At 62.9% G+C, this 26,318-nt stretch carries 28 protein-coding genes; 1 reads left to right on the forward strand and 27 read right to left on the reverse strand.

Going from position 1 to position 26,318, the window contains the following annotated elements; all coding sequences use genetic code 11:
- From trbG to ACYVIT_RS20025, 19 genes are all read right to left on the reverse strand, one after another.
- Window positions 1-1,161: a P-type conjugative transfer protein TrbG gene (gene trbG, locus ACYVIT_RS19935; protein ID WP_415804221.1), complete on the reverse strand. Its 1,161-nt coding sequence runs from the start codon at window positions 1,159-1,161 to the stop codon at window positions 1-3.
- On the reverse strand, window positions 1,158-1,862 hold the full coding sequence (trbF, locus tag ACYVIT_RS19940) for a conjugal transfer protein TrbF (RefSeq protein ID WP_415804222.1): 705 nt from the start codon (window positions 1,860-1,862) through the stop codon (window positions 1,158-1,160). Before trbF ends, trbG begins: the two co-directional genes overlap by 4 nt.
- Window positions 1,863-1,874: 12 nt before the next feature.
- A complete protein-coding gene (gene trbL / locus ACYVIT_RS19945) occupies window positions 1,875-3,263 on the reverse strand; it encodes a P-type conjugative transfer protein TrbL (RefSeq protein WP_415804223.1) in 1,389 nt (462 codons plus the stop codon).
- Window positions 3,260-3,580 carry a hypothetical protein gene (locus ACYVIT_RS19950; protein ID WP_415804224.1) on the reverse strand — a complete coding sequence of 107 codons (321 nt, stop codon included), beginning with the start codon at window positions 3,578-3,580 and terminating at the stop codon, window positions 3,260-3,262. Before ACYVIT_RS19950 ends, trbL begins: the two co-directional genes overlap by 4 nt.
- Before the next feature lie 11 nt (window positions 3,581-3,591).
- Window positions 3,592-4,329 carry a P-type conjugative transfer protein TrbJ gene (trbJ, locus tag ACYVIT_RS19955; protein ID WP_415804225.1) on the reverse strand — a complete coding sequence of 246 codons (738 nt, stop codon included), beginning with the start codon at window positions 4,327-4,329 and terminating at the stop codon, window positions 3,592-3,594.
- Complete coding sequence (trbE, locus tag ACYVIT_RS19960; RefSeq protein WP_415804226.1) at window positions 4,326-6,776, reverse strand: conjugal transfer protein TrbE; 2,451 nt, start codon at window positions 6,774-6,776, stop codon at window positions 4,326-4,328. The genes trbJ and trbE overlap by 4 nt, the downstream gene beginning before the upstream one ends.
- A 12-nt stretch (window positions 6,777-6,788) precedes the next feature.
- Window positions 6,789-7,058 carry a VirB3 family type IV secretion system protein gene (locus ACYVIT_RS19965; RefSeq protein WP_023980320.1) on the reverse strand — a complete coding sequence of 90 codons (270 nt, stop codon included), beginning with the start codon at window positions 7,056-7,058 and terminating at the stop codon, window positions 6,789-6,791.
- Complete coding sequence (locus ACYVIT_RS19970) at window positions 7,055-7,438, reverse strand: TrbC/VirB2 family type IV secretion system protein (protein WP_023980321.1); 384 nt, start codon at window positions 7,436-7,438, stop codon at window positions 7,055-7,057. The genes ACYVIT_RS19965 and ACYVIT_RS19970 overlap by 4 nt, the downstream gene beginning before the upstream one ends.
- On the reverse strand, window positions 7,435-8,487 hold the full coding sequence (gene trbB / locus ACYVIT_RS19975; RefSeq protein WP_415804227.1) for a P-type conjugative transfer ATPase TrbB: 1,053 nt from the start codon (window positions 8,485-8,487) through the stop codon (window positions 7,435-7,437). Before trbB ends, ACYVIT_RS19970 begins: the two co-directional genes overlap by 4 nt.
- Entirely contained in the window at window positions 8,484-8,960 is a 477-nt protein-coding gene (locus ACYVIT_RS19980) for a CopG family transcriptional regulator (protein ID WP_023980323.1), read from the reverse strand. The genes trbB and ACYVIT_RS19980 overlap by 4 nt, the downstream gene beginning before the upstream one ends.
- Entirely contained in the window at window positions 8,957-10,957 is a 2,001-nt protein-coding gene (locus tag ACYVIT_RS19985; RefSeq protein WP_415804229.1) for a conjugal transfer protein TraG, read from the reverse strand. The genes ACYVIT_RS19980 and ACYVIT_RS19985 overlap by 4 nt, the downstream gene beginning before the upstream one ends.
- A gap of 232 nt (window positions 10,958-11,189) precedes the next feature.
- A complete protein-coding gene (locus ACYVIT_RS19990; RefSeq protein ID WP_415804230.1) occupies window positions 11,190-11,453 on the reverse strand; it encodes an EexN family lipoprotein in 264 nt (87 codons plus the stop codon).
- Complete coding sequence (locus ACYVIT_RS19995; protein WP_023980326.1) at window positions 11,450-12,394, reverse strand: LysR family transcriptional regulator; 945 nt, start codon at window positions 12,392-12,394, stop codon at window positions 11,450-11,452. Before ACYVIT_RS19995 ends, ACYVIT_RS19990 begins: the two co-directional genes overlap by 4 nt.
- Before the next feature lie 176 nt (window positions 12,395-12,570).
- The gene (locus ACYVIT_RS20000) at window positions 12,571-13,332 is read right to left on the reverse strand and encodes an SDR family NAD(P)-dependent oxidoreductase (protein ID WP_079390969.1); all 762 of its coding nucleotides are present in this window, start codon (window positions 13,330-13,332) and stop codon (window positions 12,571-12,573) included.
- Between the two features lie 33 nt (window positions 13,333-13,365).
- A complete protein-coding gene (locus ACYVIT_RS20005; RefSeq protein ID WP_415804231.1) occupies window positions 13,366-14,118 on the reverse strand; it encodes an SDR family NAD(P)-dependent oxidoreductase in 753 nt (250 codons plus the stop codon).
- A 74-nt stretch (window positions 14,119-14,192) separates the two neighbouring features.
- Window positions 14,193-15,278 (reverse strand): alpha/beta fold hydrolase, encoded by a 1,086-nt coding sequence (locus ACYVIT_RS20010; RefSeq protein WP_415804232.1) that lies wholly within the window; start codon window positions 15,276-15,278, stop codon window positions 14,193-14,195.
- Window positions 15,279-15,307: 29 nt separating this feature from the next.
- Window positions 15,308-16,495, reverse strand: a complete 1,188-nt coding sequence (locus ACYVIT_RS20015) for an MFS transporter (protein WP_415804233.1) — start codon at window positions 16,493-16,495, stop codon at window positions 15,308-15,310.
- Between the two features lie 9 nt (window positions 16,496-16,504).
- A complete protein-coding gene (locus ACYVIT_RS20020) occupies window positions 16,505-17,080 on the reverse strand; it encodes a DUF2867 domain-containing protein (RefSeq protein WP_415804234.1) in 576 nt (191 codons plus the stop codon).
- Window positions 17,077-17,496, reverse strand: coding sequence for a nuclear transport factor 2 family protein (locus ACYVIT_RS20025; RefSeq protein ID WP_415804235.1), 420 nt, complete (start codon window positions 17,494-17,496; stop codon window positions 17,077-17,079). The genes ACYVIT_RS20020 and ACYVIT_RS20025 overlap by 4 nt, the downstream gene beginning before the upstream one ends.
- A gap of 156 nt (window positions 17,497-17,652) precedes the next feature.
- Here ACYVIT_RS20025 and ACYVIT_RS20030 point away from each other — a divergent pair, with 156 nt between their 5' ends.
- Entirely contained in the window at window positions 17,653-18,573 is a 921-nt protein-coding gene (locus ACYVIT_RS20030) for a LysR family transcriptional regulator (protein ID WP_415804236.1), read from the forward strand.
- 139 nt (window positions 18,574-18,712) lie between these two features.
- On the opposite strand, the gene ACYVIT_RS20035 is transcribed toward ACYVIT_RS20030, so the two are convergent.
- The 8 genes from ACYVIT_RS20035 to ACYVIT_RS20070 form a co-directional block, all read right to left on the reverse strand.
- Window positions 18,713-19,723, reverse strand: coding sequence for a zinc-dependent alcohol dehydrogenase family protein (locus tag ACYVIT_RS20035; RefSeq protein WP_415804237.1), 1,011 nt, complete (start codon window positions 19,721-19,723; stop codon window positions 18,713-18,715).
- A gap of 626 nt (window positions 19,724-20,349) precedes the next feature.
- Window positions 20,350-22,335, reverse strand: a complete 1,986-nt coding sequence (locus ACYVIT_RS20040; RefSeq protein ID WP_415804238.1) for a DUF3363 domain-containing protein — start codon at window positions 22,333-22,335, stop codon at window positions 20,350-20,352.
- Window positions 22,336-22,774: 439 nt separating this feature from the next.
- Window positions 22,775-23,374: a S26 family signal peptidase gene (locus tag ACYVIT_RS20045; RefSeq protein WP_415804239.1), complete on the reverse strand. Its 600-nt coding sequence runs from the start codon at window positions 23,372-23,374 to the stop codon at window positions 22,775-22,777.
- Window positions 23,371-23,916, reverse strand: a complete 546-nt coding sequence (locus ACYVIT_RS20050; protein WP_415804240.1) for a DUF2840 domain-containing protein — start codon at window positions 23,914-23,916, stop codon at window positions 23,371-23,373. The genes ACYVIT_RS20045 and ACYVIT_RS20050 overlap by 4 nt, the downstream gene beginning before the upstream one ends.
- Complete coding sequence (locus ACYVIT_RS20055; RefSeq protein ID WP_415804241.1) at window positions 23,913-24,200, reverse strand: chromosome partitioning protein ParB; 288 nt, start codon at window positions 24,198-24,200, stop codon at window positions 23,913-23,915. The genes ACYVIT_RS20050 and ACYVIT_RS20055 overlap by 4 nt, the downstream gene beginning before the upstream one ends.
- On the reverse strand, window positions 24,197-24,835 hold the full coding sequence (gene parA / locus ACYVIT_RS20060) for a ParA family partition ATPase (protein ID WP_415804242.1): 639 nt from the start codon (window positions 24,833-24,835) through the stop codon (window positions 24,197-24,199). The genes ACYVIT_RS20055 and parA overlap by 4 nt, the downstream gene beginning before the upstream one ends.
- A 289-nt stretch (window positions 24,836-25,124) precedes the next feature.
- Complete coding sequence (locus tag ACYVIT_RS20065) at window positions 25,125-25,973, reverse strand: replication initiator protein A (protein WP_460478282.1); 849 nt, start codon at window positions 25,971-25,973, stop codon at window positions 25,125-25,127.
- A gap of 26 nt (window positions 25,974-25,999) precedes the next feature.
- Window positions 26,000-26,281: a helix-turn-helix domain-containing protein gene (locus tag ACYVIT_RS20070; RefSeq protein WP_014995090.1), complete on the reverse strand. Its 282-nt coding sequence runs from the start codon at window positions 26,279-26,281 to the stop codon at window positions 26,000-26,002.
- Window positions 26,282-26,318: the final 37 nt, after the last annotated feature.

Below are 26,318 nucleotides of genomic sequence, written 5' to 3' on the forward strand. Positions count from 1 at the left end.
CTAGTTCCTCGGCGTGCTATCCGTGCGCTCGATGCGCACCACGTCGCCGCCATCACCGCCGAGGCGCAATTCGGCAGCACCAAACAACCGATCGACGATGTAGTACGGCGGACGGAATCGGTAGTTCACCAGTTGTCCGTCGCCCTGCGCGCCAATGACAAACAGCGGCGGCAGTTCTCCTTGCACGATGCCCGCCGGGAACTGGATATAGACCTTTTCGCCGTCATCGAAAGCCCTCTGTGGCTTCCACGGTGGATTGCTGCCGCTGATCGCGTAGCGGAAGCGGATGTGCTCAAGCGACAGGCCGGTATCGACCGGCGCAGTCGCCTGCGCGGCTTGTGCCTGGCGCTGCAAGGCCAGCATCCGATCTCTCGGGTAGTCCCAGGACACCGACGCCATCCAGGCGCGTTCGGTCGAGGTCAGTTCCAGCAGATATGTCCGGCGGCTGGTGGTGATGACCAGGTTCGTCTTCAACCCAGAACGGATCGGCTTAACCAGCACATTGATGCGCAGCTCGTCGCCGCTGCCGCTGGAGGTGTCGCCGACGATCCAGCGCACGGTATCGCCAGCAGCGACAGTCACCAGTTCTTCGCCCGGCTGAAGCGAAACCACGGTCACGCGCCCCGGCGCTGCATAGACTTGGTAGAGCGCGCCATCGGTGAAGGGCCAGACCTGAATGGCATTGACGTAGCCCTCGCGCGTGGGCGCAATGCGCGCCTCAGCGTTGGCCTTCGATACACGCACGGTTTCGTCGGCCGGCTCCGGCGCGGGCTTGTCTTTGCCCACCTCCGGCAGCGGCTTCAACTGCGCCGGCATCGGCAGTACTGTTGGCACCTCCACCACTTCGACCGGCTTGGGCAGTTCGGGCAGCGGCTGCGCCTGCACTGGCTCGTCCAGTGAAATGCGCGGCGATGGTTTGCCCTGCGAGGCGCAACCGGAAAGCGCGGCTACCAATGTCAACAAACTGATCGCGTAGAGGGTTTGGCGATCCAGTCCGAAGCGCGGCGAGAACAACGGGAACACCAGCGCCAGGCCATCGTTCAAGCGCCGGCGATATTCGCCTTCAGCGGCCTCTCGTTGGCTGCGACCCAGATAGGCCTGTTTTCTTTTGGTACTGCCAGACAGCGGTAGCGCTGTGGGGTGAGTCTGCATTGATTTCATGGCTTGGCTCCTTCGGAAGAATCCAGGTCGCGGCTCCACGACAGGCCATTGACGTAGATGCCCAGCGGGTTGCGGCGCAGGCGCTCTTCGGTGCGAGGGGTCTGCTGCACGATGGACACCACGGCCGTCCATCGCTCCAGCCCGGCGGCGGCGCCGTTGACGTAGCGGCGCTCCGTCCAACGCACGTTGAAAGACGTGTCGCTGGCGCGGACGACGCTGGTGATCTGCACCGTCACCGACTCGCGGCCAATACGGGCGAACGGGTCATTGCTGCGGGCGTACTCGTTGAGCACGGCTGCGCCCTTGTCCGTGGTGTAGTCGTAGGCGTCCAGCCAGTTCTGCCGCACGACGATGGGGTCGATGGACAACGATCGAACCAGCGTGATGAAGCGTGCGATGTGGTGCGCCGTCTGCGCGTCGTTGGGCCGGTACGGCGTGGCCGCTTCGCCCACGGCGCGTACCTGGCCGGCGTTGTCCACTTCCACCACATAGGGCGTGACGATGGACTGTGCCGAGCGCCAGACCAGGCCGCCGGCCATCAGCAGTGCCAGCACCAGGCAGCCGAAGGCCATCAGTCGCCAGTTCTTGGCCTGCACGCGGGCCGAGCCGATACGCTCGTCCCACATCTGCGCGGCGGATTGATATGGAGTGGCAGGCTGCGGCGTGTCGGCATAGCGCACCTGCGGTCGCTTGAATCGCATGGTCGTCTCTCCTTATGAATCGGAATCGCGCAGGCTCGGGCTTTGCCCCGAGCCGCCACCATCGCCACCGCGCAGCGTGTGAGCGGTGGTGGTCGCAGCGTGGGTCATCTGCTGGCGGCGGTGCAGGCGCTTGGCCCAGGCCGGTTGCTTCTGCCCGGCGGCGGCCGGGGCATCGCCTTCGGCTGCACCCCATTGGGCGGCGGCACCACTGGCCGCTGCCGCACCGCCACCAGAGGCCGGAGCCGCACCATCGGCGTGGAAAGCGGCGGCTGTCTGGTCTTTGAGCGAGCGCGCCCCGGCGGCGGCCTTTTGGCCCGCGGCCTGCGCGCCGGTCTTGGCGACGTTACCCAGGCCCGCCATCGCACCCTTGGCACCGCCACCGGCTGCGGCGGAACCGGCTTGAAACGCCGAACGGGCACCGCCGGCTGTCGAGGCAGCGGCACGCGCACCGCTACCGGCCAACTTGGCGGCGGCCGGCGCCATGCGCGCCCCGGCCATGACCGCACCGCCCACGCCAGTGGCGGCGGCACCAATGGCAACGCCCGTGCCAACAGCGCCGACAGTGGCACCGGCCATCGCGCCCGCGCCAAGCTGCGGCGCACCGGACACGAGGCCCGTGGCGATGCCTGGCCCGAAGATGCCCAGGGCCAGCAGCGAGAGCGAAGCCAGCATCACGACCAGGGCATGGTCAATGGACGGTTCATCGGGATGAACCTGGAACTGCGAGAACAGGCCCGAGCCGATGCCGACAATGACCGCCAGCACCAAGACCTTGATGCCCGACGACACCACGTTGCCGAGCACTTTTTCCGCCAGGAAGCTCGTCTTGTTCCAGAGCGCGAACGGCACCAGCACGAACCCGGCGAGCGTGGTCAGCTTGAACTCGATCAGCGTGATGAAAAGCTGTACCGCCAACACGAAGAAGCACAGGATCACCACCAGCCAGGCGATGAACATCACCACGATGGGGTCGAGATTCACAAACACCTCGGGGAAGCCGGCCATGTCGCCGATCTGCTCCAGAATCGGCGCGGCGGCGTCGATCCCGGTTTTCGCCAGTCGCCCCGGTTGTAGCAAGTTCTCCATCGTGATGGCCGAGCCGGTGGCCATGATCCCCAGGCCAGCGAACGAGCGGAACACGATGCCGGCCAGCCAGTTGAAGTTGCTGATGATGTAGGCGAAGGCACCGACGTAGAGCACCTTGCGCAGCAGCTTGGCGATCACGTCCTCACCCTGGCCGGTCGCGTGGCTCATGGCCCAATACAGGCCGGCGATGGTCATGTCGATGACGATGAGCGCGGCGGTCAGGAACGCCACTTCGCCTTGCAGCAGCCCGAAGCCGGAGTCGATGTAGCGCGAGAACGTGTCGAGGAAGCGGTCGATGATGGTCACGTCGTTCATGGCGCGTCCTCGTATGCAGGCAAGGCCAGCGTTTCGCCGTCATCGGGGCGTTCATCGAAGCTCGGTGGAATCGGCGGCAGGTCTGCCAGCATCCGGCATTCGTCCGGCCCGGCCTGACCGGCGAAGAAGCACCGCCGGAACGCTTCGGCGTCAGCGCAGCAGGCGTCCTCGCCCACGGCTTGCCGGTCGGCCGCGCATTGCGCGCGCAGCGCCTTGAGCCGCGCGGGATCAGTGGTCAAGGTGTCGGCCAGGTCTTCGCCCTGCTGCTGCCCGCACGCGGTCAGCAGCAGGGCCAGCAGGACGGAAGCGCATCGCATGGCCGCCTCCGTCAGTTGTTGTAGAAGTTGACGGACTGCGGCGTGTATGGCGTGCCGCTGCCGAGGAAGCGCCGCCGGACTTCGCGGGCGCGCTCGGTGGCCGCCGCCTGCCGCGCCAGTTCCAGTGAGGCCGCCCGGTCTTGCGTGATCTGGAGCTGCTGCGCCTGGATGGACTGCTTGGCCTGCAAGGCGAGAAGCTGGTTCGTCGCCTGCATGGCCTGCAAAGCGCCGGTGGCCGACTGGCTCTGGCTCACGAGGTCGGACAGCGCGCTTTCGTCTTGGGTCAGGTTCTGCGACACCTGCGCCTGCATCCGCATCGCGGTGTGCAGGCCGTTCAAGGTGTTCTTCCAGCGTTCTTGCGCATCGCGCAGCATCTGGTCGCCGCTGACGGTGGCGGCGTACTGCTCCGGGTACAGGCGCGAGAACGTGGCATCCATGCTCTGCACGTCGTAGGCCAGCCCCTGCGCCTCGGCGATCAGGCGTTCGGTCGCGGCGAGCGTGGAGCGCAGGCGGTTGACGATGTTGAAGTCCAGGCTCGTCAGGTTGCGCGCCTGGTTGATGAGCATCTGCGCCTCGTTCTGGAGCTGGTTGATCTGGTTGTTGATCTGCTCCAGCGTGCGAACGGCGGTCAGCGTGTTCTGCACGAAGTTCGACGGGTCGAACACGGTGATGGCAGCCGCCGGCTGGGCGAGCATCAGCGAGCCGTACAGCACGATGGCGAGCGAAACGGAAAGCGCACGGGTCTTCATGGCGAAACCTCCAGCGGTTGAGAAGCGAAGAAGGAAGCCGCCGCCGGTGCGGACGGCAGCAGGTCGGCGGCCCAATCGAGGCCGCGAAGGCGCAGCCACGCGCCGGCGAAGCCGGGAGCGCCGGCCTGCGTCAGCACGCGGTCGATGTCGCGTTGGTCTTGCGGTGTGGATGCGCCCGCGAATGCGAGTGCGGCCGGCCTAAGGTCGAGGTCGAACAGGCGATTGCCGAGGCGTGATTGGTAGTAGTAGTCACGCTTGGGCTGTGCGGTGGCGACGATCTCGATTTGCCGGCTGTTGAGGCCGAAGCCCTCGTAGATCGTGCGAATCTGCGGCTCGGTCGCCTGCGGATTCGGCAAGAAAATCCGGCTCGCGCAGCTTTCGATGATCGCGGGCGCGATGGTCGAATCCTTGATGTCCGCCAGGCTCTGCGTGGCGAAGATGACGCTGACGTTCTTTTTCCTGAGCGTCTTGAGCCATTGGCGGATCCGGGCCGCGAAAGACGGCTCATCAAGGAACAGCCACGCCTCATCGAGAATCAGCAGCGTGGGCGCACCGTCGAACCGCTCATCGAAACACGCGAACAGATAGCGCAGCACCGCTTGCACGGCGGCGGGGCTGTGCATCAGCTCTTCCATCTCGAAGCCCTGCACGTCGGCCATGCCCAGCCTGTCGCGATCAGCGTCCAGCAGCTTGCCGTGTGCGCCGCCGAGTACATACGGCGACAGCGCCTGGCGCAGCGCATTCGATTGCAGCAGCACCGACAGCCCGGTCATCGTGCGCTGTTCCTGCGGCGCACCAGCGAGGCTGCCAAGTGCCGACCAGATGGCCACCTTCTCGTCCGGGCCGACGGTCACGCCTTCATGCAGTAGGCGGCCTTCGATCCACTCGGCGGCCCAGGTGCGATAGCCCTCGCGGTCGATGCGTGCCAAGGGCTGGAAGGCGATTTCTCCGTCCGTGCCCAGGTCGTAGTGTTCGCCACCCAGTCCAAGTATCGTGGCCCGCATGGAGCCGCCCATGTCGAAGGCGAAGATCCGCGAGCCGAAGTAACGGCGGAACTGCAAGGCCAACGTCGCCAACAGTACCGACTTACCCATGCCGGTGGGGCCGGCGACCAGCGTATGCCCCACGTCGCCGATGTGCGTGACCAGCCGGAACGGCGTTGCCCCATCGGTGCGGGTGACGATCAGCGGCGGGCCGTCGAGATGGTCGTTCTTCTCCGGCCCGGCCCATACCGCCGATAGCGGCATCATGTGCGCCAGGTTCAGCGTCGAGACGATGGGCTGGCGCACGTTCGCGTAGGCGTTACCGGGAATGGACGACAGCCAAGCATCCACCGCATTGAGGGTTTCGGGGATTGTGACGAACCCGCGCCCTTGGATGACGCGCTCCACCATACGCAGCTTCTCGTCGGCCACGGCGGCGTCCGCATCCATGACGATGACGGTCGCCGTCAGGTAGCCGAAGGCGACCTGATCGCTGCCCAGCTCCTGCAAGGCGGCATCGGCGTCGGCCGCCTTGTTGCTGGCGTCGGTATCGACCAGCGGGCTTTCCTGCTGGAAGATGGTTTCGCGCAGCAGCGCGACGACGTTCTTCCGTTTCGCAAACCACTGGCGGCGCAGGCGGCCGAGTTCCTTTTCCGCCTCGGCTTTGTCGAGGCAGAGGAACCGGGTTGACCAGCGATAGCCAAAGCCCAGGCGGTCGAGGTCGTCCAGCAGGCCCGGCCAGGTTGAGGTCGGGAAGCCCCGCACCGACACCACGCGCAGGTGCTGGTCGCCCAGCGTGGGCGCTAGGCCGCCGACCAGGGCGGAGTCGGCCAGCAGCGCGTCGATATGAAACGGCACTGCCGGCACCGCCACCCGGTAGCGCCGCGTCGAAACCGTGGCGTGCAGGTAGGTCAGCGTCTGCGCGTCGTCGAGCCAGGCGATTTCCGGCATCACGCCGTCGAGCAGGTCGAATACGCGATCGGTCTCCGCCACGAAGGCATCGAGCCGGCCGCGCCAGTCCACGCCGTCGCCGGGGGCGTTCTCGTAGAGCATCTTCGCGGCGCGAGCGCGGGATTCCTCCGGTGGCAGGTAGGCCAGCGTCAGGTGATATCCGCTCTCGAAGTGGTGGCCCGATTCCTCGAAGGCAGAGCGGCGTTCCTCGTCCACCAGCCAGGACAGCGGCTCGGGAAAGTCGGAGTGCGGGTAGTCCGCCGCCGGCCGGCGGTCGGCCTCGATGAACAAGGCCCAGCCCGAACCCAGCCGGCGCAGCGCGTTGTTGAGCCGCGCCGACGTGGCGATCAGTTCGCCTTGCGTGGCGCTGTCCAAGTCGGGGCCGCGAAAGCGGGCCGTGCGCTGGAAACTGCCGTCCTTGTTCAGCACCACGCCGGGCGCGATCAGCCCGGCCCAGGGTAACCAGTCGGCGAGCAAGGCGGGCCGCTGGCGGTATTCGGCAAGGTTCAGCATGGCGGCGTCTCCTTACACGTCCAGCAGCGGCTTATGCTTGATGTGCCGGGCGAAGACCTGCATGAACTGCGGATCGACGCGAGCGCCCAAGACGGCCAGCGAGTGACCGACGAGCCAGAGCACCGCGCCGGGAATCCACAGTTGCAGGCCCAGCCCGACGGCGGCGGCCAGCGTGCCGTTGGCGATTGCCACGGTGCGCGGCGCACCGCCCATGAGGATCGGCTCGGTCAGCGAGCGATGCAGCGGCACCTCGAAGCCCGGAAGGTCGTTGGCCGTGCTCATACGACGGCCCCGCCGGAGAACGAGAAGAACGACAGGAAGAACGAGGACGCGGCGAAAGCGATGCTCAAGCCGAACACTATCTGGATCAGCTTGCGGAAGCCGCCCGAGGTATCGCCGAAGGCCAGCGCCAGGCCGGTGGCGATGATGATGATGACCGCGACGATGCGCGCCACCGGCCCCTGGATGGAATCGAGGATGGATTGCAGCGGGCCTTCCCACGGCATCGAGGAACCGGCAGCCTTCGCCGTGCCGGCCGTCATCAGCATGGTGGCGGCCAGCAGCAGGCCGTGGTGTGTCGGCGCGGCCAGCCGCCGTAGGCGGGCGAAGGCCGAAGCCGGATTTACGGAAATGCGCAAAGCATGGGCGTTCATCTGCGTCATGGCAGTTCTCCAGGATGGTCAGGGGACGAGGAAGGCGCAGCGGCATCGGCTGCAAGAGGAACTGGCATCAGTTCGGGAAACGGCGTTTCCAGCCCATCCGCCAGGCGATAGCCCGCAGCGTCGAAGCCGCCGACGCGGGCGATGGTTTCGACGTGGCGCTTGCGGCCACGTCCGGCGATGTGGATGACGACGTTGACCGCCTCGGCGATCAACGCACGGGGCGGGTTTACCGCCACTTCGAGAATCAATTGCTCCAGGCGCAGCAGCGCGCCCAGCGCCGAACCGGCGTGGATGGTGGCAATGCCGCCCGGATGGCCGGTTCCCCACACCTTCACCAAGTCCAGGGCTTCGCCGCCGCGCACTTCGCCGACGACGACGCGATCCGGGCGCAGGCGCATCGTGGCGCGCACCAGCTCCTGCATCGACACCACGCCGGCGCGGGTGCGCAGCGGCACATGGTCGCGGGCGGCGCATTGCAGCTCGATGGTGTCTTCGAGCACCAGCACGCGGTCGCCGGTGGCGGCAATCTCGGCCAGCAGCGCATTCGCCAGCGTGGTCTTGCCGGTACTGGTGCCGCCGGCGATCAGGATGTTCTGCCGCTCGCGCACGGCGCGGCGCAGGAAGTCCGCTTGTCCGGCTGTCAGGATGCCGTCGGCCACATAGCGATCCAGGCCGATGATGTTCACGGCGCGCTTGCGCAACGCGAAGGCTGGGCCGGGCGCGGCGGGCGGCAAGATGCCCTCGAAGCGCTCGCCGGTTTCCGGCAGCTCGGCGGTCAGCAGCGGCTGGCCGCGATGCACTTCCGCGCCGACGTGGGCGGCCACCAGCCGGATGATGCGTTCGCCATCCGCCTCGGGCAGTTCAACGCCCAGCGGCGTGCGGCCCGACGACAACCGATCCACCCATAGGGTGCGGTCGGGGTTGAGCATGATTTCCACCACGTCCGGGTCTTCCAGCGCGGCGGCGATCAGCGGCCCCATTGCCGTGCGCAGCATCTGGATGCGGCGATCCAGCGCGGTGGTTGCGGATGACTTCGGAACGGCGCTCATGAGGCACGCTCCGCAGCACGTTCATGGGCTTCGGCCCGTGCCGCCGCGTCATCCATCCGCATTGGATCGGGATGCAGTTCTTCCATCACCTCACGTACAAGGCTCCGGCCGCGCAGCAGGTGCCTGCCGAGCTGCTCGATAAACTGCTCGAAGCGGGCCTTGCCCTGGGCGCGGGCCGCGTCTTGATGCGCCTCGGGAATGGGCGTGCTGACGGTCAGGAAGTAGCGGACGAACAGCGCCAGTGTCTCGATCTGGATGTTCTGGTCGCGCTCCAGGCGTTCGGTCTGCCGCGACAGGCGATCCAGCCGTTTGGCAATGGCGGCTTCGCGCTGATCGCCCGCGTCCGGCGATAGCCAGGACGCCAGCGCGGCCGCAACGATGGACGATTTGGACACGCCTTTCTTGGCGGCCAGTTCTTCGAGACGTTTGGCGTGTTCGTGCTGGATGAACAGATTGAGGCGGTATTGGCTCATAGGTCGATTCCGTCGTTGGGGTCGAGGGAAGCCAGCCGGGCCGTGCGCTGCATGGCCGGGTCGAACTGGCGGGGGAGCGGCAACGGCAGGTCGTCGTCGTCATCGAGCAGTCCCAGGTCGTTGCCTGCGGGCTGCGGTTCGGGGCTGTATTCGGTGACTTCGGATAGCTCGGGTTGATGGCGTGGGCCGCCGTCGTCGGTGCCGCCCAGGTCATCGGCGGATGCCGTGGCCGGTGCGGTGGGAGTGGCGGGAATCGCCAGGCTGCTCCAGTCGTCGGGGCGAGTTGGCGGCGCGTCGGCATAGCGCCCGGTGGCGAGCGCAGGCGGCGACAGCACACGGCGCTTAAAATTGGCGTCGGCGTAGTAACGCAGCTTCTTCGCCTTGATCGGCGGCAGGCTGGACACCATCACCACCGATTCATCGGGCGGAAGCTGCATCACTTCGCCCGGCGTCAGCAGCGACCGGGCCGTTTCCTGCCGCGACACCATGAGATGACCGAGCCACGGCGCGAGCCGGTGACCGGCGTAGTTGCGCTGGGCGCGCAGTTCGGTAGCGGTGCCGAGCGTTTCGGAGATCCGTTTGGCCGTACGTTCGTCATTGGTGGCGAAGGTCACGCGCACATGGCAGTTGTCCAGAATCGAATGGTTCTGGCCGTAGGCTTTGTCGATTTGGTTGAGCGACTGCGCGATGAGAAAACTGCGGATGCCGTAGCCGGCCATGAACGCCAGCGCGGACTCGAAGAAGTCGAGCCGGCCCAGCGCTGGGAACTCGTCCAGCATCAGCAGCAGCTTGTGGCGGCGCTCGATGCCATCGCTGCCATCGAGCGATTCGGTCAGCCGTCGCCCGATCTGGTTCAAGATGAGCCGGATCAGCGGCTTCGTGCGGCTAATGTCCGAAGGTGGCACTACGAGGTACAGCGATACCGGGTGCTTGGCGGAAATCAGGTCGGCGATGCGCCAGTCGCAGCGCGATGTGACTTCGGCGACGGTGGGATCGCGATACAGGCCGAGGAACGACATGGCGGTGCTCAACACGCCGGAGCGTTCGTTGTCCGACTTGTTGAGCACTTCGCGCGCAGCAGATGCGACGACAGGATGCGGCGCATCGCCCAGGTGCTTGGTCGTCATCATCCGGTGCAAGGTCAGCTCGAACGGGCAAGCGGGATCGCTGAGGAAGTTGGCGACGCCGCGCAGCGTTTTATCTTCGTCCGCGTAGAGCACGTGCAGGATGGCGCCGACCAGCAGTGCGTGACTGGTCTTCTCCCAGTGGTTCCTGCGTTCGAGTGCGCCATCGGGATCGACCAGAATGTCCGCCACGTTCTGCACGTCGCGCACCTCATGCGCGCCGCGCCGCACTTCTAGCAGAGGGTTATATGCGGCCGACCTCGCATCGGTCGGGTTGAACAGCAGGCAATGCGAGAAGCGCGAGCGCCAGCCTGCGGTGAGCGTCCAGTTCTCGCCTTTAATGTCGTGAACGACGACCGACGCGGGCCAGCTCAACAAGGTCGGCACGACCAGGCCGACACCCTTGCCGGAGCGCGTCGGCGCGAAGGTCAGGACGTGTTCCGGGCCTGCGTGCCGCAGGTACTGGCCGCGATGCAGGCCGAGGAAAACACCGGCGGGCTGGGTCAGCCCGGCCTTGCGAACGTCATCCGCATCGGCCCAGCGTGCCGAACCGTAGGTGGTGACAAGGCGCGATTGCCGCGAGCGCCACACCGACAGGACGATGGCAACCAGCACGGCCACCAAGCCGCTGCCGCCCGCGATAGTGCCGCCAGTGTTGAAGATGCGCGGCGCGTAGGCATCGAAGACGAACCACCACTCGAACAGCCGCCAGGGATGATAGACCGGCGTTCCAAAGAAGTCGAACCACGGCGAGCCAAGGCGTAGTTGGTAGCCCAGGGCGGCGGCTGTCCATTGCGTTGCACTCCACACACCGGCGATCACGATGCCGAAGACGGCGGCGATCTGCCCGAACAGCACGCCCTGAGATTGCATGACTGGCCTCCGATTCCCCTGCGCTGATTCCTCATCAGAAAGCGGCACAAGGACGCGCCGCATAACGCGAGGATCAGTGCCGGGTCAGTGCCGGTCAAAGACCGTTATCGGAAACTAGATGACGAAAAAAACAAGGTTTCAGGCTGCGAAGAAGCCAATAAAAATGCCGCAGGCGCGGTCGCGCTGCGGCGTGCTTGCAAAGGAACGAGAGTTTTTTGCGAAGGATTAGCGATCAGAACTTCGGTGGTGTTTCTGATGGCGTGTAGGGCGTCTTTCCGTCGCCATAGAACCGCTTGCGTGTGGCCTCGGCTACTCGGTTGCAAAGCACGTCACCAAGCGCAGCGCGGTCGGTCTTGCATTGCTGGCGCAACTCCTTCAACCGCCCTGGATCGGCGGCCAGTTCATCCACGGTCGGGACGTTGGCCTGCTTCGGTGTCTCCGATGGGCCGCAAGCAGTCAACAGCAGAGCAAGCAGGAGCGAAAAAAATTTCTTCATAGCTCGATTTCCTCCTGTGGATCAAGTTCGGGCGGCAAAGCGGGCCTAGTGCCTTCGGGCAATTCGATGGCCTGCACCCGTTCGATGAACCGGGACAGCACTTCCGAAACTTCGCCTTCGCGCCGCAGGAGGTAGGTCGTCAGCATCGGCGAACGCCCGGCCAAGGGACGGGCTACCACGCCAGACTCCCGACTTGCCGTGATGTGTGGGCCGCCGGCCAGCCCCAAGGCGAAGCCGGCCGACACTACGATCATCATCAGCTCGAACGAAGCGACACGCTCAACCACCAGTGGTTCTCTGTCAGAGCGACGTAGCGCACGTTCGACTTGCCGCGCGTGACCTTCGCATACCAATGGATCGCATAACACCAATGGGAATTGCAGAACTTCGTCCAGTGGGATGCGCTTGTGCTTGAGCAGATGATGCCGGGCGGGCACTGCCACCATCAACGGATCGCTCCATACAGCTTCTGCAACCACGCCTTCGCCCGCCTCATCCGACTGCGCGAAGCCTACGTCGTACAGATCGTCCTGCAGCCCCTTCATCTGCTGCGATAGCGGCACCTGGAACAACCGAATATCTACCTCGGGCTCCTCCTGTCGGCACATTGCCAATAAGGCCGGCAGCCGCGACGGCGTGATACCGTCGGACAATGCAATGCGCAGCTGCGCCTGGAAGCCATTGGCCGCTGCTTTCACACTGTCGCGGGCTTGTTGCAAAGCGGCGAACACACGCGGCACATGTTCCAGAAACAGCTTTCCCGCCTGCGTCAGACGCGTGCTGCGACTGGTGCGGACGAATAGCTGCACGCCAAGGTCTTCTTCTAACTCTCTGATGGTGCGCGACAACGGGGATTGCTCGATATGCAGCCGCTCAGCAGCGCGGGCAAAGTGGAGTTCTTCCGCCACAGCCAGAAAACAACGCAAATGACGAAATTCCATATCGGACTGCCTTAATATTTCACCCACTTCACGATGAATTGGCTAAGTGTCGCACGCTCCATCGGCTCTCACATCAACGATCTTTGCGCGCGGAGTTCTTGCAGGTGGTTTTCAGCTAAAAATCCGCAGGCCGAGGTTGATCAGCCCCCCATAGCTGTACCGACGCGCTCCCGAAATCACCAGGGCAAAGCACATCCACAATGCTCGAAGCAACCAGTTCTGCTGTTCGGTGGTAAAAGAGCGAGGTCCAGGATGGTCTCAACCCCTTCCTCGGTTGACATCGTGGCATCTTCGGTTCCGAGTGCCGTCCTTACCCAGCCCGGGTGGGCGCTGTTGACCTGAATGCCGATCGAGCGACCGGCATCCGCTAGATGAGTGGTGAACGTATTTAGCGCCGCCTTGCTGGCTGCATAGGCGAAAGGCTTCCTTCCAGCGAGACGGCTTTCGGGATCTGCATGTAATGTATTCGACCCTAAATGACTGCTTACGTTGACTACGTTCGCATGGCTCGCCTTGACGAGCAGAGGCCACATTGCCTGCGTTACGGCAACGACTCCGAAAAGATTCACCTCGAAAGTGCGCCGCAAGCTAGTGGGATCGATGGTCGTAGCAGTGTTGCCTTGCCAGCTACGGTCTAGCATATCCAGCATAATGCCAGCGTTGTTCACCAACAGATCGAGGAAGCCATGCTCGGACTCAATCAGACTTGCGCATCGCTCGATCGTTTCCGGAACTGTTACATCGAGCGTGATGGACCTAGCTTGACCGCCGGAAGCCTCGATTTCGGCAACGAAGTCAACAACCTCGGCTTCGTTCCTGACACCGAGCCACACGACGTAGCCAGCTTGAGCCAGACGCGCGGCGGAGGCACGGCCAAGACCACGACTGGCCCCGGTGATAAGCGCAACTTTCTGACGAGTTTTTGAGAACTCAGGCATGGTCTTGCACCCTTTTAAGACACGGCCCTGAGATCACCACGGCAAAGCCTCGCTGCGATGTTCGAAGCGACCAGTTCTGCTGTTCGGCGGCAAAAGAGCGAGGTCCACGATCGTCTTCACACCGTCCTCAATCGACAGGAAGGCATCCTCGGTGCCGAGTTCCGTCTTGACCCAGCCCGGATGGGCGCTGTTGACCTGGATGCCGACGGCCCGTCCGGCATCTGCCAGGTGGGTGGTGAAGGCATTTAGAGCTGCCTTGCTCGCGTCATAGGCGAAAGGTTTCAGATCCGCGAGAATGCTTTGGGGATCCGCATGCAACGTGTTCGATCCCATTTGGCTGCTCACATTGACGATGTTCGCATGGCCAGCCTTGACGAGCAGCGGCCACATCGCCTGGGTGACTGCGACGACCCCGAACACATTCACCTCGAAAGTACGGCGGAGACTGTCTGGATCGATGGTCGTCGCTGTATTACCTTGCCAGCTACCGTCAAGCATGATCCCGGCGTTGTTTACCAACAGGTCTAGTGAGCCATAATTGGACTCGATCACTTGCGCGACCCGCGTGATCGTCGCGGGATCGGTGACATCGAGGATAAGTGGCCGAACCTTCTCGCCCGCAGCTGCGGCCTCGGCAACAAAATCCGCCACGTCGGTCTCGTTCCTAACGCCGAGCAACACCTCGTATCCGGCTTTAGCGAGACGGGCAGCGGCGGCCCGTCCAAGACCGCGGCTGGCGCCGGTGACAAGAGCGATTTTCTGATGCGTTTCAGAGAAATTAGACATATTCCTAAACCTCTACTTAATTTGTGAGTGGTGAATATTCGTGTGGCACCATTTTGAAATGGCGCCCATTTAGCTTAATGGTCTTGGGCGTGATAAATGATGCGCGCCGTCTTTTGGGACGGGAAACGTCTCGCCAGCCAATTAAGCGCTAGTGCATTCAGTTTGTCCGGCTTGTGTTCCTGAGTCCAGTGACCGCATCGTGGAATAACTTGAGACTCCAGGTCGGGAACGTGGGCCCTCATTCCACTCGCCATGCCAGCCGTCAATATAGGATCATCTTCGCCACTGATCATGAGAGACGGCACTCGCACTGTTTGATCAACTCCCAAACCAGCTTTCCAATTTCGAGAGATATTTCGATACCAGTTAATTCCCGGCGTGAATCCAGTGTTCGCATAGCGATCGGCGTAGAAATTCAGCTCCTCAGGCGTCAGAATATCGTCGCCGAGGAACGCGCCGGACTTGAGCCTCGCCAATGGAGTCAATAAATCCATGTTCCTGGATGCCGGCGGAAGCTTTCGGTATTCTGAATAGGGCAGGCCGTTCTTGCGAAAGAAAGCCTGGAAGGTTCTTCGTGGATCGCGATCCAAAACTTTGTCAGACACACCGCCATTCTGGAACATCAACACATACATTTCTGGGCAATACACTTGCCGCATCTGTTCGATCGGGTCCTTATATGGGTCTGGCACGAAGCCCGGAGCCAGATCAGCAATCTGGTCCGGTTGAAGCCAGAGCTGCCAATGTGGAATGAACGGTGTATTTACGCCAATGACACCAGCGGTGCGGTCGTGATGAAAGAGAGGTAGTTGCCAGCCGAGGATTCCGCCCCAATCATGGGCAAACCAGATCGCCTTTTCGATACTTAGGGCATCAAGCAGACCGATGAGATCGTCCATTAGATGCTCAAGGTCATAATCCTCCACCTTTGGCGGGCAACTAGTCAGGCCATATCCGCGAAGATCTGGCGCAATAACGCGATACCCCGCCTCGGCGAGAGCGGGAATCTGATGTCGCCAAGAATAAGCAAGCTCTGGGAACCCATGAAGGAGAACGACTGGGCGTCCATTTGCAGGACCGTCTTCATAAACCGCCATTCGAATTCCGTTGGTTTCAACGAATTTGACTGATGGCATTGCTGGATTCGAGGTATTCATCATGCTATGTATCCAACTAGATTGGTCGTTACTCATTGCTTACGGCGCGCGATCGCTCTAAAACCGATCAGGGCCAGAGCAATGATCGCCACGCCAAAGCACTCTGTGGTAACTACTAGACCTAAGTGCTGGGCCAGATAGCCTGCAGCGAGAGCGGGCAGCACGTGGGCGAGGTAGCTTTCCACATAGAAGGCCGCCATCAGCCCAGCACGCTCGCCGGGGCCGGCCAGCGATAACACGCTGCGCATCGCTCCCAGGAAACAAGCACCGAAGCCCACGCCGGCGGCTACCGATCCAGCCAATAGCGGCCCGGCCCGGCCTAAGGCCACACCAGACATGATGCAGACCAGTCCCGCCGCCAGGAACATGGCCCCGCCAAGCAGAGAGACGCGCGGATTGTGCGCCCGCGAAGCAACAACGGCCACCGCTCCACTAAGTGTCAGTGCCGCTACGCTCAGGCCTCCCAGCCAAGCCGAGGCTGAGCCCGTGGCGCGCGCAATAAGGGAGGGCATCAGAGAGAGATAGAAGCCTCCCAGCGCCCAGATCGCGACATTGATGGGTGAGACTGCTTTCAGAGTGGCACGCGCTTGCAGTGGCACCACCACACGCGGACGCAGCGAGGTCAGCGCGCCGGGGCGACCAGAAGCGGTTTCGGGTGTGGTCCACGTGAGCAGCGTCTGCATCGCGAAGGCTGCCAGTAGCAGCGCAAATACCAGTTGCAGTGGCGCGAAGGCCCACTGGACGAGTGCGGTCGTTCCCAGTGCGCCCGCGGCCAGACCACCGAGCGGTGCGAGGCTATTAATGAGCGCCCCGCGCTCGTGGTGCAGATCCAGCATTGCCGCGCCTAGGGCAGCCGTCGCTAAGCCTGTGGCCACGCCTTGCAACATGCGTGCTGCGATCAGCCAGACGATATCGGATGCGGCTAGGAACGATCCCATCGCGACCATCTGCAGAACCAGCGCGAGCGTAATAACTGGTCTGCGGCAGATGTAGTCCGATAGCGATCCGGCCGTTATCAGCGTTGCCAGCAGTGACAGTGCATAGACGCCGAAGATCACCGTCAGCATCAGCGGTGAGAAATGCCACTGCGCTTGGTAGAGCCGGTAAAGCGGCGTGGGTGAACTTGCGGCGGCGAAGAAGGTTACCAGCGTGGTGCCATGGAGAGCGACGGCGCGAGTGGTAGATGGCGTCCCCGTGATCGCCGGGGTGGAATTCATCATGTCCAGCACCTATATGGCAGGCCAGCCAATCTTGGCTGCCTGCCGGAGTCCTCCGATGACGGCCAACTTATGGAATGGGGCGATCAGCCTGATATACAGCCTTCCAAGGCTGTTATGACATTTGACGACTGTGACTGCCACCAGCTTACGACAAGGACTGTCTGCACTAGGAGGAACGACAAGTACTGATGCGCGAAAATCCAAGTGGACATCGTCCAGCCCATAGACGATTTCATGCCGATAGCAAGAGAAAATCAGGAAAAACGAGATGTGATCTCTTTTCTGCTGCTTGGCGTCTCTCTCGAACTGCCGTGAGGTCTTGATCCCCAACGGAGCCACCAGCAAGTCGCGTATACGCAGTAACGTGTGAAACCATGGCGCAGGATTTTCGTGCAGATGGCGAGCCAAACGTTCGGGGTCGTCGGTTGCACTATTTGGCAATAAAACAGAATAGGCATCTCGCAAGTCGGTTTTTTTATAGTGCGACCGAATATTGGAAGAGATTGGAATATCAGACCTGCAAACAGACAAAAAATATTCCTTCATTTTTTGATGATTCTCATCTGAGTGGAAGTCGATATTCAAGCTGTTTGCGATCCTGCTGGGACTAACACCATGGCCTTGCCTCCCAATTTGGGGGCAAGTTTTTGCTGTACTGCGACAATGGATAGGAGTGGACGCCACACCATCGTCATCCTGTCGATCAATCCCTCATTGTTTAAATGCATGTGATCCATGCCGTCCAGAATGTGTTCATTGAATTCGATCGTGAATACGGACACAAACTCACGCCCCTCACGCAACAGAAGTTTTGGCTGGAAAGCGTCCACCGTGTCGAGAAGTTGAGTAAGGACTCGTACGACATTCTCTTTGCCCTCGAAAGGGGTGGGGACAATTGGGCTACGGAGTACGACATCAGCCGCCATATGGTCCTTCGTCGCTTCGATATCGCGATTTTCCATGGCCTTGAGGTAAGCGTCGAGATGCTCAGTGGTGAGCATAGAAATTCCTCCAAATAATCAATCAAGACCATTTTCCCGCAGGGGATGGGTCGTCTAGGAGGTAATCTTAGCTCCCTTCTTCTGCTAGCATCATGGACGCATGAGTCATTTCTAACATGACGTGGATGTCATCAATCAGAGGCCCTGAGGACTGGTATGGAAAGTTTTAGCGCTTTAGGAGGTCTAGATGTCTTTGTGCAGGCGGCACGGACGCGGAGCTTTGCCGAAGCTGGCCGAAATCTCGAAATTTCGGCCTCTGCAGTAAGCAAAAGCATTTCTCGGCTGGAGGATCGCGTCGGTGTACGACTCTTCCAGCGCAGTACCAGAAGTGTTCGCCTTACGTCCGAAGGCGAAGTGTTCTTGGAGAGGTGCGGACGAATTCTTGGGGAAATTCAGGCTGCTGAAGATGAGCTCAGCGCAATGGCTCAGCACCCACAAGGTAGGTTAAGGGTCGGCTTGGCCCTTTCTGCGGGTTTGCCGCTCCCTGTGCTTTCCGAATTCATGGCGCGCCATCCCGAGATTGAACTCGATCTTGATTTCACCGATCGGCTTGTCGATGTCATCGAAGAGGGGTTTGATGTAGTCATTCGTGGAAGTGCGCTTCGAGACTCACGTCTGGTATCTCGTCCGCTGGGCCCCTATCGCGCTTGTTTGGTAGCCTCGCCCGCATACGTTAAAAAAAACGGGACACCCCATAAGCCAGACGATCTTTTGCACCATGCGTGCCTACATTATCGCTGGGCGTCTACGGGAAAAATATATCAGTGGCCAATGAAATGCTCAAAGATGATAGCGATGCCGTCTTCGCTCCCCGTGACGATGGTATGCAATAGCCTAGATGCCCTTCTCTACATGGCTCTGGAAGGACGTGGGATCGCATGCGTGCCTGATTTTTCTGTAAAAAGCGCAGTCGCAGATGGGCGATTGAAAACAGTACTTGGTACCTATATTTCTGACTCCAACACCATTCATGTAGTGTGGCCCAGCAATCGAAAAATGACACCGAAGATACGGCTCTTCGTAGACTTTTTGCGCGCCAACTTCACAAAATATCTAGTTTCCGGGACGTCTGGCTGATCATACAGGACGCTCTCTCGTGGCAGCGGAGCTATTGTGACAGGATGTTAGGGATTTTTAGAAACGTCCATAACCGAATTCCCGCCAAAGCTTACCAATGAGGCATTACGAGGCGTGAGAAAGAAGTCGACGGTAAGGCTCACCAATCGAGCGTTATGGCTATCTTGCCGAAGTGCCCTCCGCGCTGGAGTAGTAGATAACCTTCCTCCAAAGCGGAGAGCGGTAAGACGCGATCAATCACCGGATTGATGCCTTTGGCACCAATGGCAGCCACTGCGCCGGCGAGATCTTCAGCAGAGCCTCCGTTGATTCCGATTACCCGGACGCCATTGCTTATAAGAGAGAGAAGCGCAAGTTGAACAGTTGTATCAGCGACAAAACCAACGGCGTAGACAGTACCGCCGTAACGTACGGCCATGATGGCGCGGCCAAACTCATTCCCACCGGCCGTATCAACGACGAGATCTGCACCGATGCCGTCGGTCAGCCGTCGAACGTCTTGCTGCCATTCAGGATTCCGACGATAGTTGATGGTGTCATCTGCGCCAAGCGCCCGCGCCCGCTCTAGTTTGTCATCCGAAGAGGAAGTGACGATAACTCTGGCACCACGCGCCTTGGCGAGTTGCAGGCCAATGATTGACACGCCCCCAGTTCCAAGCACCACCACAGTCGATCCTGGACCGATCCCAGCTTCCTCCAATCCTCTCCAAGCCGTCATTGCCGCAACGGGTAGCGTCGCGATCGCTTCCCATCCGAGATGGTCAGGCACTTTGATAACGGAAGACGCATCAACCTCGGCGATTTCAATCAGCGACCCGCGCTCGGTGACGCCGCGTGTGTGGTTTGCGACAAAGCCGTTACCGTGGCCCGCCGTCCAGTAGGGCTTTGAGTGGATCGCAACACGGTCACCGAGTTTAACCTGCCAGACATCTCGGCCCACCGCTATCACCTCACCTGCACCATCGGCGATCGGAATCAAGGGGTAAGACAGACTACCGTAACGACCTGTCGCTACAGCCAAATCAATATAGTTGAGACTGGCAGCCTCCATTCTGACGTGGACACGCCCGATACCCGGTGCGTCAGGTGCAGGTAAAACGATCCGTTGCAAACGATCAGTAGCCGGGCCGGTAAGTTCAATCGCGTTCATTCATTAACCTCAAGATGCGCTACTGCCTTTTCGTACCTGCGGCTTGCGCTTTGAACGCGATAGTAAAGAATCCTCTCAACGGCGGCGCCTTACTTCAAATCACAACTGTTGTGACACCGTCTTCATCATTGAGGAGCACACCTGCCGCTGCCCGGTGGTCGTAGCCGGTTCGGTCACGCGCCGTGACCATAGCTCCAAAGCTAAGGCCGATTAAGCTCGGCGGTGCCCGAGCATGTAGAAATCTCCATCAACACTTCGTACGACCCTTCGCATTACATGGGTCGATGAGCTTTCGGCTTTCCATGCTGGCTGAAGCGCCCGGATACAGCGCCTCGGCGACGATTTCAGCTTCGTTTCGCAGCGGCAGCCGCGATCGGCGCCCGCTGCGCGCCTCATGTTGGTACCAGTCCGGCCTCTTGCGACCGCGTCAACCGCAACAGGCTGTTCCTGATCACCTTCAGTCCGATCACCACTTTGCCCACGTCCAGCCAATCGCGCGCAGACACTTGCCGTCTTGCTGAGCGAGCCGCTCGATTACGTGCCGGACGAAGACTCTATCCCTAACGATGCGATGGTTGCGCTACTGCTGCGCTTGACTCGGCGGCTTGGCGCGAATACCTCCTCTATTAGAGCAATCTGGACAATCCACGCTGCCGGCCGATCTCCCACGACACGCCACTGCCGCGCACTGTCGCGGCGATCTGCTGCCCCAGCCTTTGTTCGACCGCCGGCCGCCACGGCACCAGACTAAATCCCATACCGTCATCGAGCATCGCGTAGCGCCCGCTCGCCAGCATGACGGAGCGCCGGTAGATGCCAGCCACACGCTGCCCGTCCGTGATGGGTTGATACATCAGGCCGGTTTCGGCGGCAATGTCCTCTGCGGCTTTCGCCAGTTCTCGATTGCGCAGCGTAGCCAGCAGATTGCGCGCCAAGATCACGCGCTGCCCGCGCCGCTCAGCCAGCCCCTGTTCGGCCAGGAAGTCGGCGCGCTGTTGCAAAGCGTTCTTGGTATCGCTGCCAAAGCCCATATCGCTCAGCCCACGGCCGCCGCCGATCAACTGCTGGTCAAGCCAGGTCGCACCGGTGACGCGGGCCTGCCGCTCGATGGGCAGGTGCGATTTCAACTCTACGGCCACGCCGCTTAGGCGCTGTGCATCGTACTGGCGGCCACGCTCGGCCAGGTCGTCCGGCACCTTCCATAGCCCCTCTGCCACACGCTCCACGATGCCAGCCCGGCGCAACGCTTCCAGCCGCCGGACGTGGGCGGCGACAACCTCCTGCGGGTCGCGTCCGGGCTTGGCCCGGCCCTGTTCGATGGCTAGGTGGTGATCGGCGCGGTACAGGCCATCGCTCGCCAGCGCGGCGATGTTCTTGTCGGCGGCGCGCACGTCGGCCGAACCCTTCACCTCCACTACCGCGCCCGTGGGGTAGTTCGCCAGCTCGTCACGTGCGTTCAGTGCGACGTAGTGGGCTCTCCCGTCCACGCCGTCGATGACCAGATAGCCGCGGTCGTGTAGCTCGTCGGCCAGCCCCTTGGCAGCCACGCGGCCGACGATGGTGCGGCCATCCTCGCCCAGCTCGAACACCGCCAGCTCGCGCGGCTGCCCGCTCATGGCGCGCTGCATGGTGCGGATGATGTCGCCACGCTCGCCCAGGGCGCGCAAGGTCTTCTCGGCATCGGTATGGATGGCCCAGGAGCCCGGCTGCGTCTCGTCGGCCAGGCCCAGGCGCTGCAAGCGCCGCAGGCGGCCGATCAGCAGCAGGCGCTGGCGTTGCAAATTCGGCTCGTTGAAGCGTTCGATTCGCACCCGGCCATCCTCGCCGGCCTCGCGTTGCAGCGTGCGATCCAAGCTCGTCCACCGCTCCTGTTCCACCTCGCGCCCCAAGGTCTGCCGGATCTCCAGTTCGGTGCGCGGCCCCAGCCACTCCGTCGCTAGTTCGGCGGCGCGATGGCGGAAGCCGTGGGTGATGTAGTCGCCCGCGATGATGAGGTCTTTGCCGGTGTCGTCGCGCCCGCGCACGATCAAGTGGGTATGCGGGTTGTCGGTGTTCCAGTGATCCACCGCCACCCAATCCAGCCGCGTGCCCAGGTCGGCTTCCATGCGGCTCACCAGATGCCGGGTGTAGGTGCGCAGGTCGTCCAGTTCCGCGCCGTCTTCCGGGGAAACGATGAAGCGGAAATGGTGCCGGTCGTCGGCGCAGCGTTCCTTGAAAGCATCCAGGTCGGCTTCGTCCGCCTGTGGCCCGTAGGCCCGGCCCGGTTCGCCATCGCGGCCCGCGCCGTCGCGCTCGACGTACCGCAGGTGCTTGGCGAGCGATTGCGGGCTGGCCCGTTGGTGATTGACCAGCAAGGTCTTGATGGTCACGCGCCGCGACATGGGCGTCAGCTTCGCGCCCGCGAAGCGCGCCGCCGTATGGCCGCGCCCCAGGCGCGAGCCGGGGCGTTGGCCAGTGCCAGCCGTCCCAGGACGGCGCACCGCCGACTTGCCGCTGCTGGCTTTGCCGGCCTGTTTGAGCACCTTGGAAACGAAGCTCTGACCCTGGCCCTTGCCCCGGCTCTTCGGGGCGCTGGGACGCACCCGGAAGTCGTCATCGCGGCGGTCGGTCATGGCTGCGCTCCCTGCAAGTTATGGCGTGTCCGGTCGTGGGAAGCACGCGGACATGCCTGCATTGGCGCGACCTTCGCGCCGAACACGGCACGGCGGCGAAGCCGCTCCGTGCCGCGCCACCCCCACGTGCAGACAGGCTTTCGACGCGGCCCGGTGCCGCGTCCTTTTGTCTTGCCTTCCGCCTTTGCCCCTCGCTGACGCTCCGGGCAGCGGCGGCCCGGCGGCGTTGCTGCACCCGCAGCCAGCCCGCCGGCGAACACGCCAATGGCCGCAGGCCGAGCGCGTTCGAGACAAGACGCCTGCACGCTGGACGGCTGCGCCGAAGGCAGCGCGAAGTGCGGTGCGAATGCACCCGCACGACGACACCGCGACGGCCAGCAGAACGACATGCCCGATGGCACGACAAGAGGCACGGCAACGTACAGTGAATCGGCGGCCATCATGGGCGTGCCTCCATCCAGACCGGATGCGCAACGCCGATCACGGCGGATGCGCTGACCGGGCCGAAATAGCGGCTGTCGAACGATGCCGGATTGGTCACGCTCAACAGGAACAGTTCGCCCGCCTCAAGGCGACGGCAAAGCTGCAAGGATGGCAACGGTCGGCCCAGCCGGTCGGTAGGCAGCGCAGCGGCCACCGGCACGTCGTCGATGCGTACCTGACCCGCGACAATGCAGACGTGTTGCGGCGCGACCGCGCCCACACGTTTGAGCAGCGGAACGTGTGCCGGCAGGTAGCCGCGCTGCGCAGCGAGCGCGGCTACCTCTGGCGGCAATGTGGTCAGGACGACGCTGCCCACGGACAAGGGACGTGGCAGCGAATCGGCACCGTGGCGCTGCGGATCGACGCGATACCAACCGACCGGAACGCTGTCGGACGGGTTGTAGATCAGGCGCGGCAACGGCTGCACGAAAGCTGCCCAGGCCAGCGCAGCGAGGCCGACGGCGGCGAAGCCCGCCAGCACGAGGCGAGCGCGCAGGCGCGAGCGAGGAAGCGGCGCGGCTTTAGGTGTGCGTGCGGCGGTGGGATGGGCCGTCATGGCAGCGCCCTCCCGGCCAGCCAGGCAGCGTGCCGCTCGGCGGTGTATTCGGGCAGCGGCAAATGCGCGGCGAGCCGGTTGGCGAGCGTGCGCCAGTAGGCGGGCGACGCGTCGATGGCAGCGATCCCCAGCGCCTCGATGCCGTCGATGCGTTCCAGCACGGCGCGCACATTGGCATCACCTTCGGCATGCAGCAGCAGGCACGCGCCTGGCTGCACGCCGGGGATGCGCTGCACGGCATCAAGCGGTGTAGCAGCCTGCATCACCATGAGCTGCCAGCGGATCGTGCCGTAGTCGTTGGCCTGCCAACGAACGCGGCAGAGGATTGCACCCGGCATGAACATGGCGCAGCGCCGCCAGCGGTCGAGCTGGAGCGTGCACGCTGGTTCGCCGAAGCGCAGGTAGAGCTTGAAACGCGGTTCGATGTAGGTGAGCGATACGCGCGTCAACGGCGCGCTGCTAAGCTGGCTGGACGATGCCGCGTGCGCAGCCGTGATCGCGATGGCGGGCGGTGCGGTAGCAGACAATGTGGATGTGGTCATGGCGTGTTCTCCCTGCGGTGTTCTGGAAACTCGCGCTCCAGCAAACCGCGCAGCAGATCGGCCACGGTCACGCCTTGCGTGAAGGCCGACACCTTGATGCGCGCCCGCATGGCGGGCGTGATATCGAGGGTCAGGCGAGCGGTGTAGAGGTCGCCCTTGTTGAGCGCATCCGCGTCGCCCTTGCGAATCCACGCCTCGGCGTGCGGATTAGCGGGCGGACGCGCGCCGATTCCGACCCCCTTGGCCGGGCGTTTGCCGTTGGGTAGGTTGCTGTTGTCGCTCATGACGGCCACCGCAGCAGCTCATCGACCAGCGCGGTGATTTCCTGCGCCGCTGCGCTATCGGGGGCTGTCTCCCGCGCCAATCGACCCGCAGCCACGCTGTCGGCAAAGACGATGCGCTGACGCACCTCGCTGCGCAGCGCTGGCAACGGCTGCTCGGCCAAGGCTTGCCGTGCTTCGCGCCCGATTACCGTGGTGCTGACGCGCCGGTTGATGACGAAGGCCGCGCGTAGCGCAGGCCGGAACACCTGGGCCTCACGGATCAGCGCCACCATCTCGACGCTGGCCCACAGGTCGTAGGGGCTGGGTTGTACCGGGATCAGCACCCGTTCGGCCGCCAGCAGCGCAGAACGCGCCAAGGCGGCAATCCTGGGTGGCCCGTCGATGATGACGTGCTCGGCCCGTCTGGCGAGTTCTGGGGCTTCCTGGTGCAGTGTTTCGCGTGCCAGGCCCACTGCGCCGAAAAGCCGGGGCAAGCCCTGCTGACCTCTGCGCTGCGTCCAATCCAGCGATGAACCCTGCGGGTCGGCATCGAGCAGGACGACATGCTGGCCGCGCAGCGCCAGTTCACCCGCGATGTGGGTGGCGAGCGTGGTCTTGCCGACGCCGCCTTTCTGATTGAGCAAGGCGACGATCATGGCGCGGCCCTCCAGCTTGGAAGACCGGCCTGTTTCTGCCGTGCCGAACGGGGTGTTTTTTTCGGTTCTTGCTGGCTGTTTTTTCGGCCTGCGGCAGTTGTCCACCGCAATGCTGTTTCTCTATCAATAGTTAGAGAATTTAAGTTAGTAATGTTAGAGGGATCGCAAACTCTCGCCGTTACTGGCTTTCCGGCGTTTTCGTACTCCTGATAGCACGATAGGCGTACTCCTGATAGCACGACACCTCTTACTCCTGATAGCACGACCCCATCCACAGCTTGTCCCGCTGTTATCCCCGTGCCGTCTGCGGCACGGGCCGGAAGGTGAGCAATTCCATGTCGTCCTCGGGAATCCGCACGATGCCCAGCTCGTATCCCGGCAGCGATTGCCGGGCGACCAGCGCCCGCAGGTCGTAGGCGAAATCCGAAAGCCGCGTGCTGCTGCCCGACTTGCGGTGCAGATGCCGGAAGTCGAACTGCCAGCCGTATTCCTGCTTGCCGCCATGCTTGCGCACCAGGCGGTACAGCCAGCGCTCGATGCCGCCCGTGAGGCGGAAGTACGTCGGGTCGATGGTCAGCACCAGAGCGGCGTCCAGCACGCCCGCATAGAACCAGTCCGGCAGGATCAACTCGATGCCCAGCGGCGTGCCGTTGGCATCGGCCAGTTCCTTCCATTCGTTGATCCACGAAAAGCGGTGCAAGCGCCTTCCCGTCGTTTCGCGGATGGACGTGGCCACCGTGGTAGATTGCAGTCGGTCGAGCGCGGCCTTGAGGCGCTGGTAGTCGCGCAGCGACTTGCCGCGCCCGATGAAGCGCAGGATCTCGTAGGGCGTGGCCTGCATCCGCCGGGACGGCTGGATGCCCGCGTCCTTGGCTTCGACGATCTGGCTGGCCGCCCAGATCAGGATGTCGGCATCCCAGATGGTGGCAATACCATGCTCCTGCGTGCCTTCCACGCGAATGGTGATGTTGCCGCTGCGAAAGTTGATCGGCGCAGTGCGCCGCGACTTCGCCAGCGAGAAAAACGGGTAGGCCATCAAGTCCTGGGCATCGCGCGGTGCCATGTCCTCGCCCGGCAGTGCGCGGAACAGGTCGAGCTGTTCGCGCTGCTGCAAGGCGTGCCCTGCTGGGCGGGACATGGCGATGGCCACCGACGATGCGCCGATCAGCGCGCACGGCTGTCAGCCGAGTGGTGCTCGGCATATTCAGGATCGGAAGTGGTCTCGAAGCTGCGCGTTTCCGCCCAGGCATCGAGATCAGCCACGGCGTACATGACGCGGCGACCGAACTTGCGGAACTTCGGGCCACCACCGATGACGCGCTGTTTCTCCAGCGTGCGCGGTGACAGGCGCAGGTAGTCGGCAGCCTCATCGTTGGTGAGATAGCGCTGGGGTTGTGCGGGTGTGGCAACGGGAGCGGCGGCAGGCCGCAAGGGAGCGGGTCGCATGGGATGTACCTCCATCAAGCCCGGCCACACAGCGCAG

The organism is Bordetella muralis, from assembly GCF_054781015.1.

Coding starts and splice junctions, on each gene's coding strand:
- ACYVIT_RS20070 (WP_014995090.1), bottom strand. CDS start 26,281: ATGCGACCCGCTCCCTTGCGGCCTGCCGCCGCTCCCGTTGCCACACCC.
- trbJ (WP_415804225.1), bottom strand. CDS start 4,329: ATGAAGACCCGTGCGCTTTCCGTTTCGCTCGCCATCGTGCTGTACGGC.
- ACYVIT_RS19970 (WP_023980321.1), bottom strand. CDS start 7,438: ATGACGCAGATGAACGCCCATGCTTTGCGCATTTCCGTAAATCCGGCT.
- ACYVIT_RS19950 (WP_415804224.1), bottom strand. CDS start 3,580: ATGCGATGCGCTTCCGTCCTGCTGGCCCTGCTGCTGACCGCGTGCGGG.
- ACYVIT_RS20045 (WP_415804239.1), bottom strand. CDS start 23,374: ATGACGGCCCATCCCACCGCCGCACGCACACCTAAAGCCGCGCCGCTT.
- trbG (WP_415804221.1), bottom strand. CDS start 1,161: ATGAAATCAATGCAGACTCACCCCACAGCGCTACCGCTGTCTGGCAGT.
- ACYVIT_RS19980 (WP_023980323.1), bottom strand. CDS start 8,960: ATGAGCCAATACCGCCTCAATCTGTTCATCCAGCACGAACACGCCAAA.
- ACYVIT_RS20025 (WP_415804235.1), bottom strand. CDS start 17,496: ATGCTCACCACTGAGCATCTCGACGCTTACCTCAAGGCCATGGAAAAT.
- ACYVIT_RS19990 (WP_415804230.1), bottom strand. CDS start 11,453: ATGAAGAAATTTTTTTCGCTCCTGCTTGCTCTGCTGTTGACTGCTTGC.
- ACYVIT_RS20040 (WP_415804238.1), bottom strand. CDS start 22,335: ATGACCGACCGCCGCGATGACGACTTCCGGGTGCGTCCCAGCGCCCCG.
- ACYVIT_RS20010 (WP_415804232.1), bottom strand. CDS start 15,278: ATGATGAATACCTCGAATCCAGCAATGCCATCAGTCAAATTCGTTGAA.
- ACYVIT_RS19985 (WP_415804229.1), bottom strand. CDS start 10,957: ATGCAATCTCAGGGCGTGCTGTTCGGGCAGATCGCCGCCGTCTTCGGC.
- ACYVIT_RS20030 (WP_415804236.1), top strand. CDS start 17,653: ATGGAAAGTTTTAGCGCTTTAGGAGGTCTAGATGTCTTTGTGCAGGCG.
- trbF (WP_415804222.1), bottom strand. CDS start 1,862: ATGCGATTCAAGCGACCGCAGGTGCGCTATGCCGACACGCCGCAGCCT.
- ACYVIT_RS19995 (WP_023980326.1), bottom strand. CDS start 12,394: ATGGAATTTCGTCATTTGCGTTGTTTTCTGGCTGTGGCGGAAGAACTC.
- ACYVIT_RS20015 (WP_415804233.1), bottom strand. CDS start 16,495: ATGATGAATTCCACCCCGGCGATCACGGGGACGCCATCTACCACTCGC.
- trbB (WP_415804227.1), bottom strand. CDS start 8,487: ATGAGCGCCGTTCCGAAGTCATCCGCAACCACCGCGCTGGATCGCCGC.
- parA (WP_415804242.1), bottom strand. CDS start 24,835: ATGATCGTCGCCTTGCTCAATCAGAAAGGCGGCGTCGGCAAGACCACG.
- ACYVIT_RS20035 (WP_415804237.1), bottom strand. CDS start 19,723: ATGAACGCGATTGAACTTACCGGCCCGGCTACTGATCGTTTGCAACGG.
- trbE (WP_415804226.1), bottom strand. CDS start 6,776: ATGCTGAACCTTGCCGAATACCGCCAGCGGCCCGCCTTGCTCGCCGAC.
- ACYVIT_RS19965 (WP_023980320.1), bottom strand. CDS start 7,058: ATGAGCACGGCCAACGACCTTCCGGGCTTCGAGGTGCCGCTGCATCGC.
- ACYVIT_RS20000 (WP_079390969.1), bottom strand. CDS start 13,332: ATGCCTGAGTTCTCAAAAACTCGTCAGAAAGTTGCGCTTATCACCGGG.
- trbL (WP_415804223.1), bottom strand. CDS start 3,263: ATGAACGACGTGACCATCATCGACCGCTTCCTCGACACGTTCTCGCGC.
- ACYVIT_RS20005 (WP_415804231.1), bottom strand. CDS start 14,118: ATGTCTAATTTCTCTGAAACGCATCAGAAAATCGCTCTTGTCACCGGC.
- ACYVIT_RS20055 (WP_415804241.1), bottom strand. CDS start 24,200: ATGAGCGACAACAGCAACCTACCCAACGGCAAACGCCCGGCCAAGGGG.
- ACYVIT_RS20050 (WP_415804240.1), bottom strand. CDS start 23,916: ATGACCACATCCACATTGTCTGCTACCGCACCGCCCGCCATCGCGATC.
- ACYVIT_RS20065 (WP_460478282.1), bottom strand. CDS start 25,973: ATGTCCCGCCCAGCAGGGCACGCCTTGCAGCAGCGCGAACAGCTCGAC.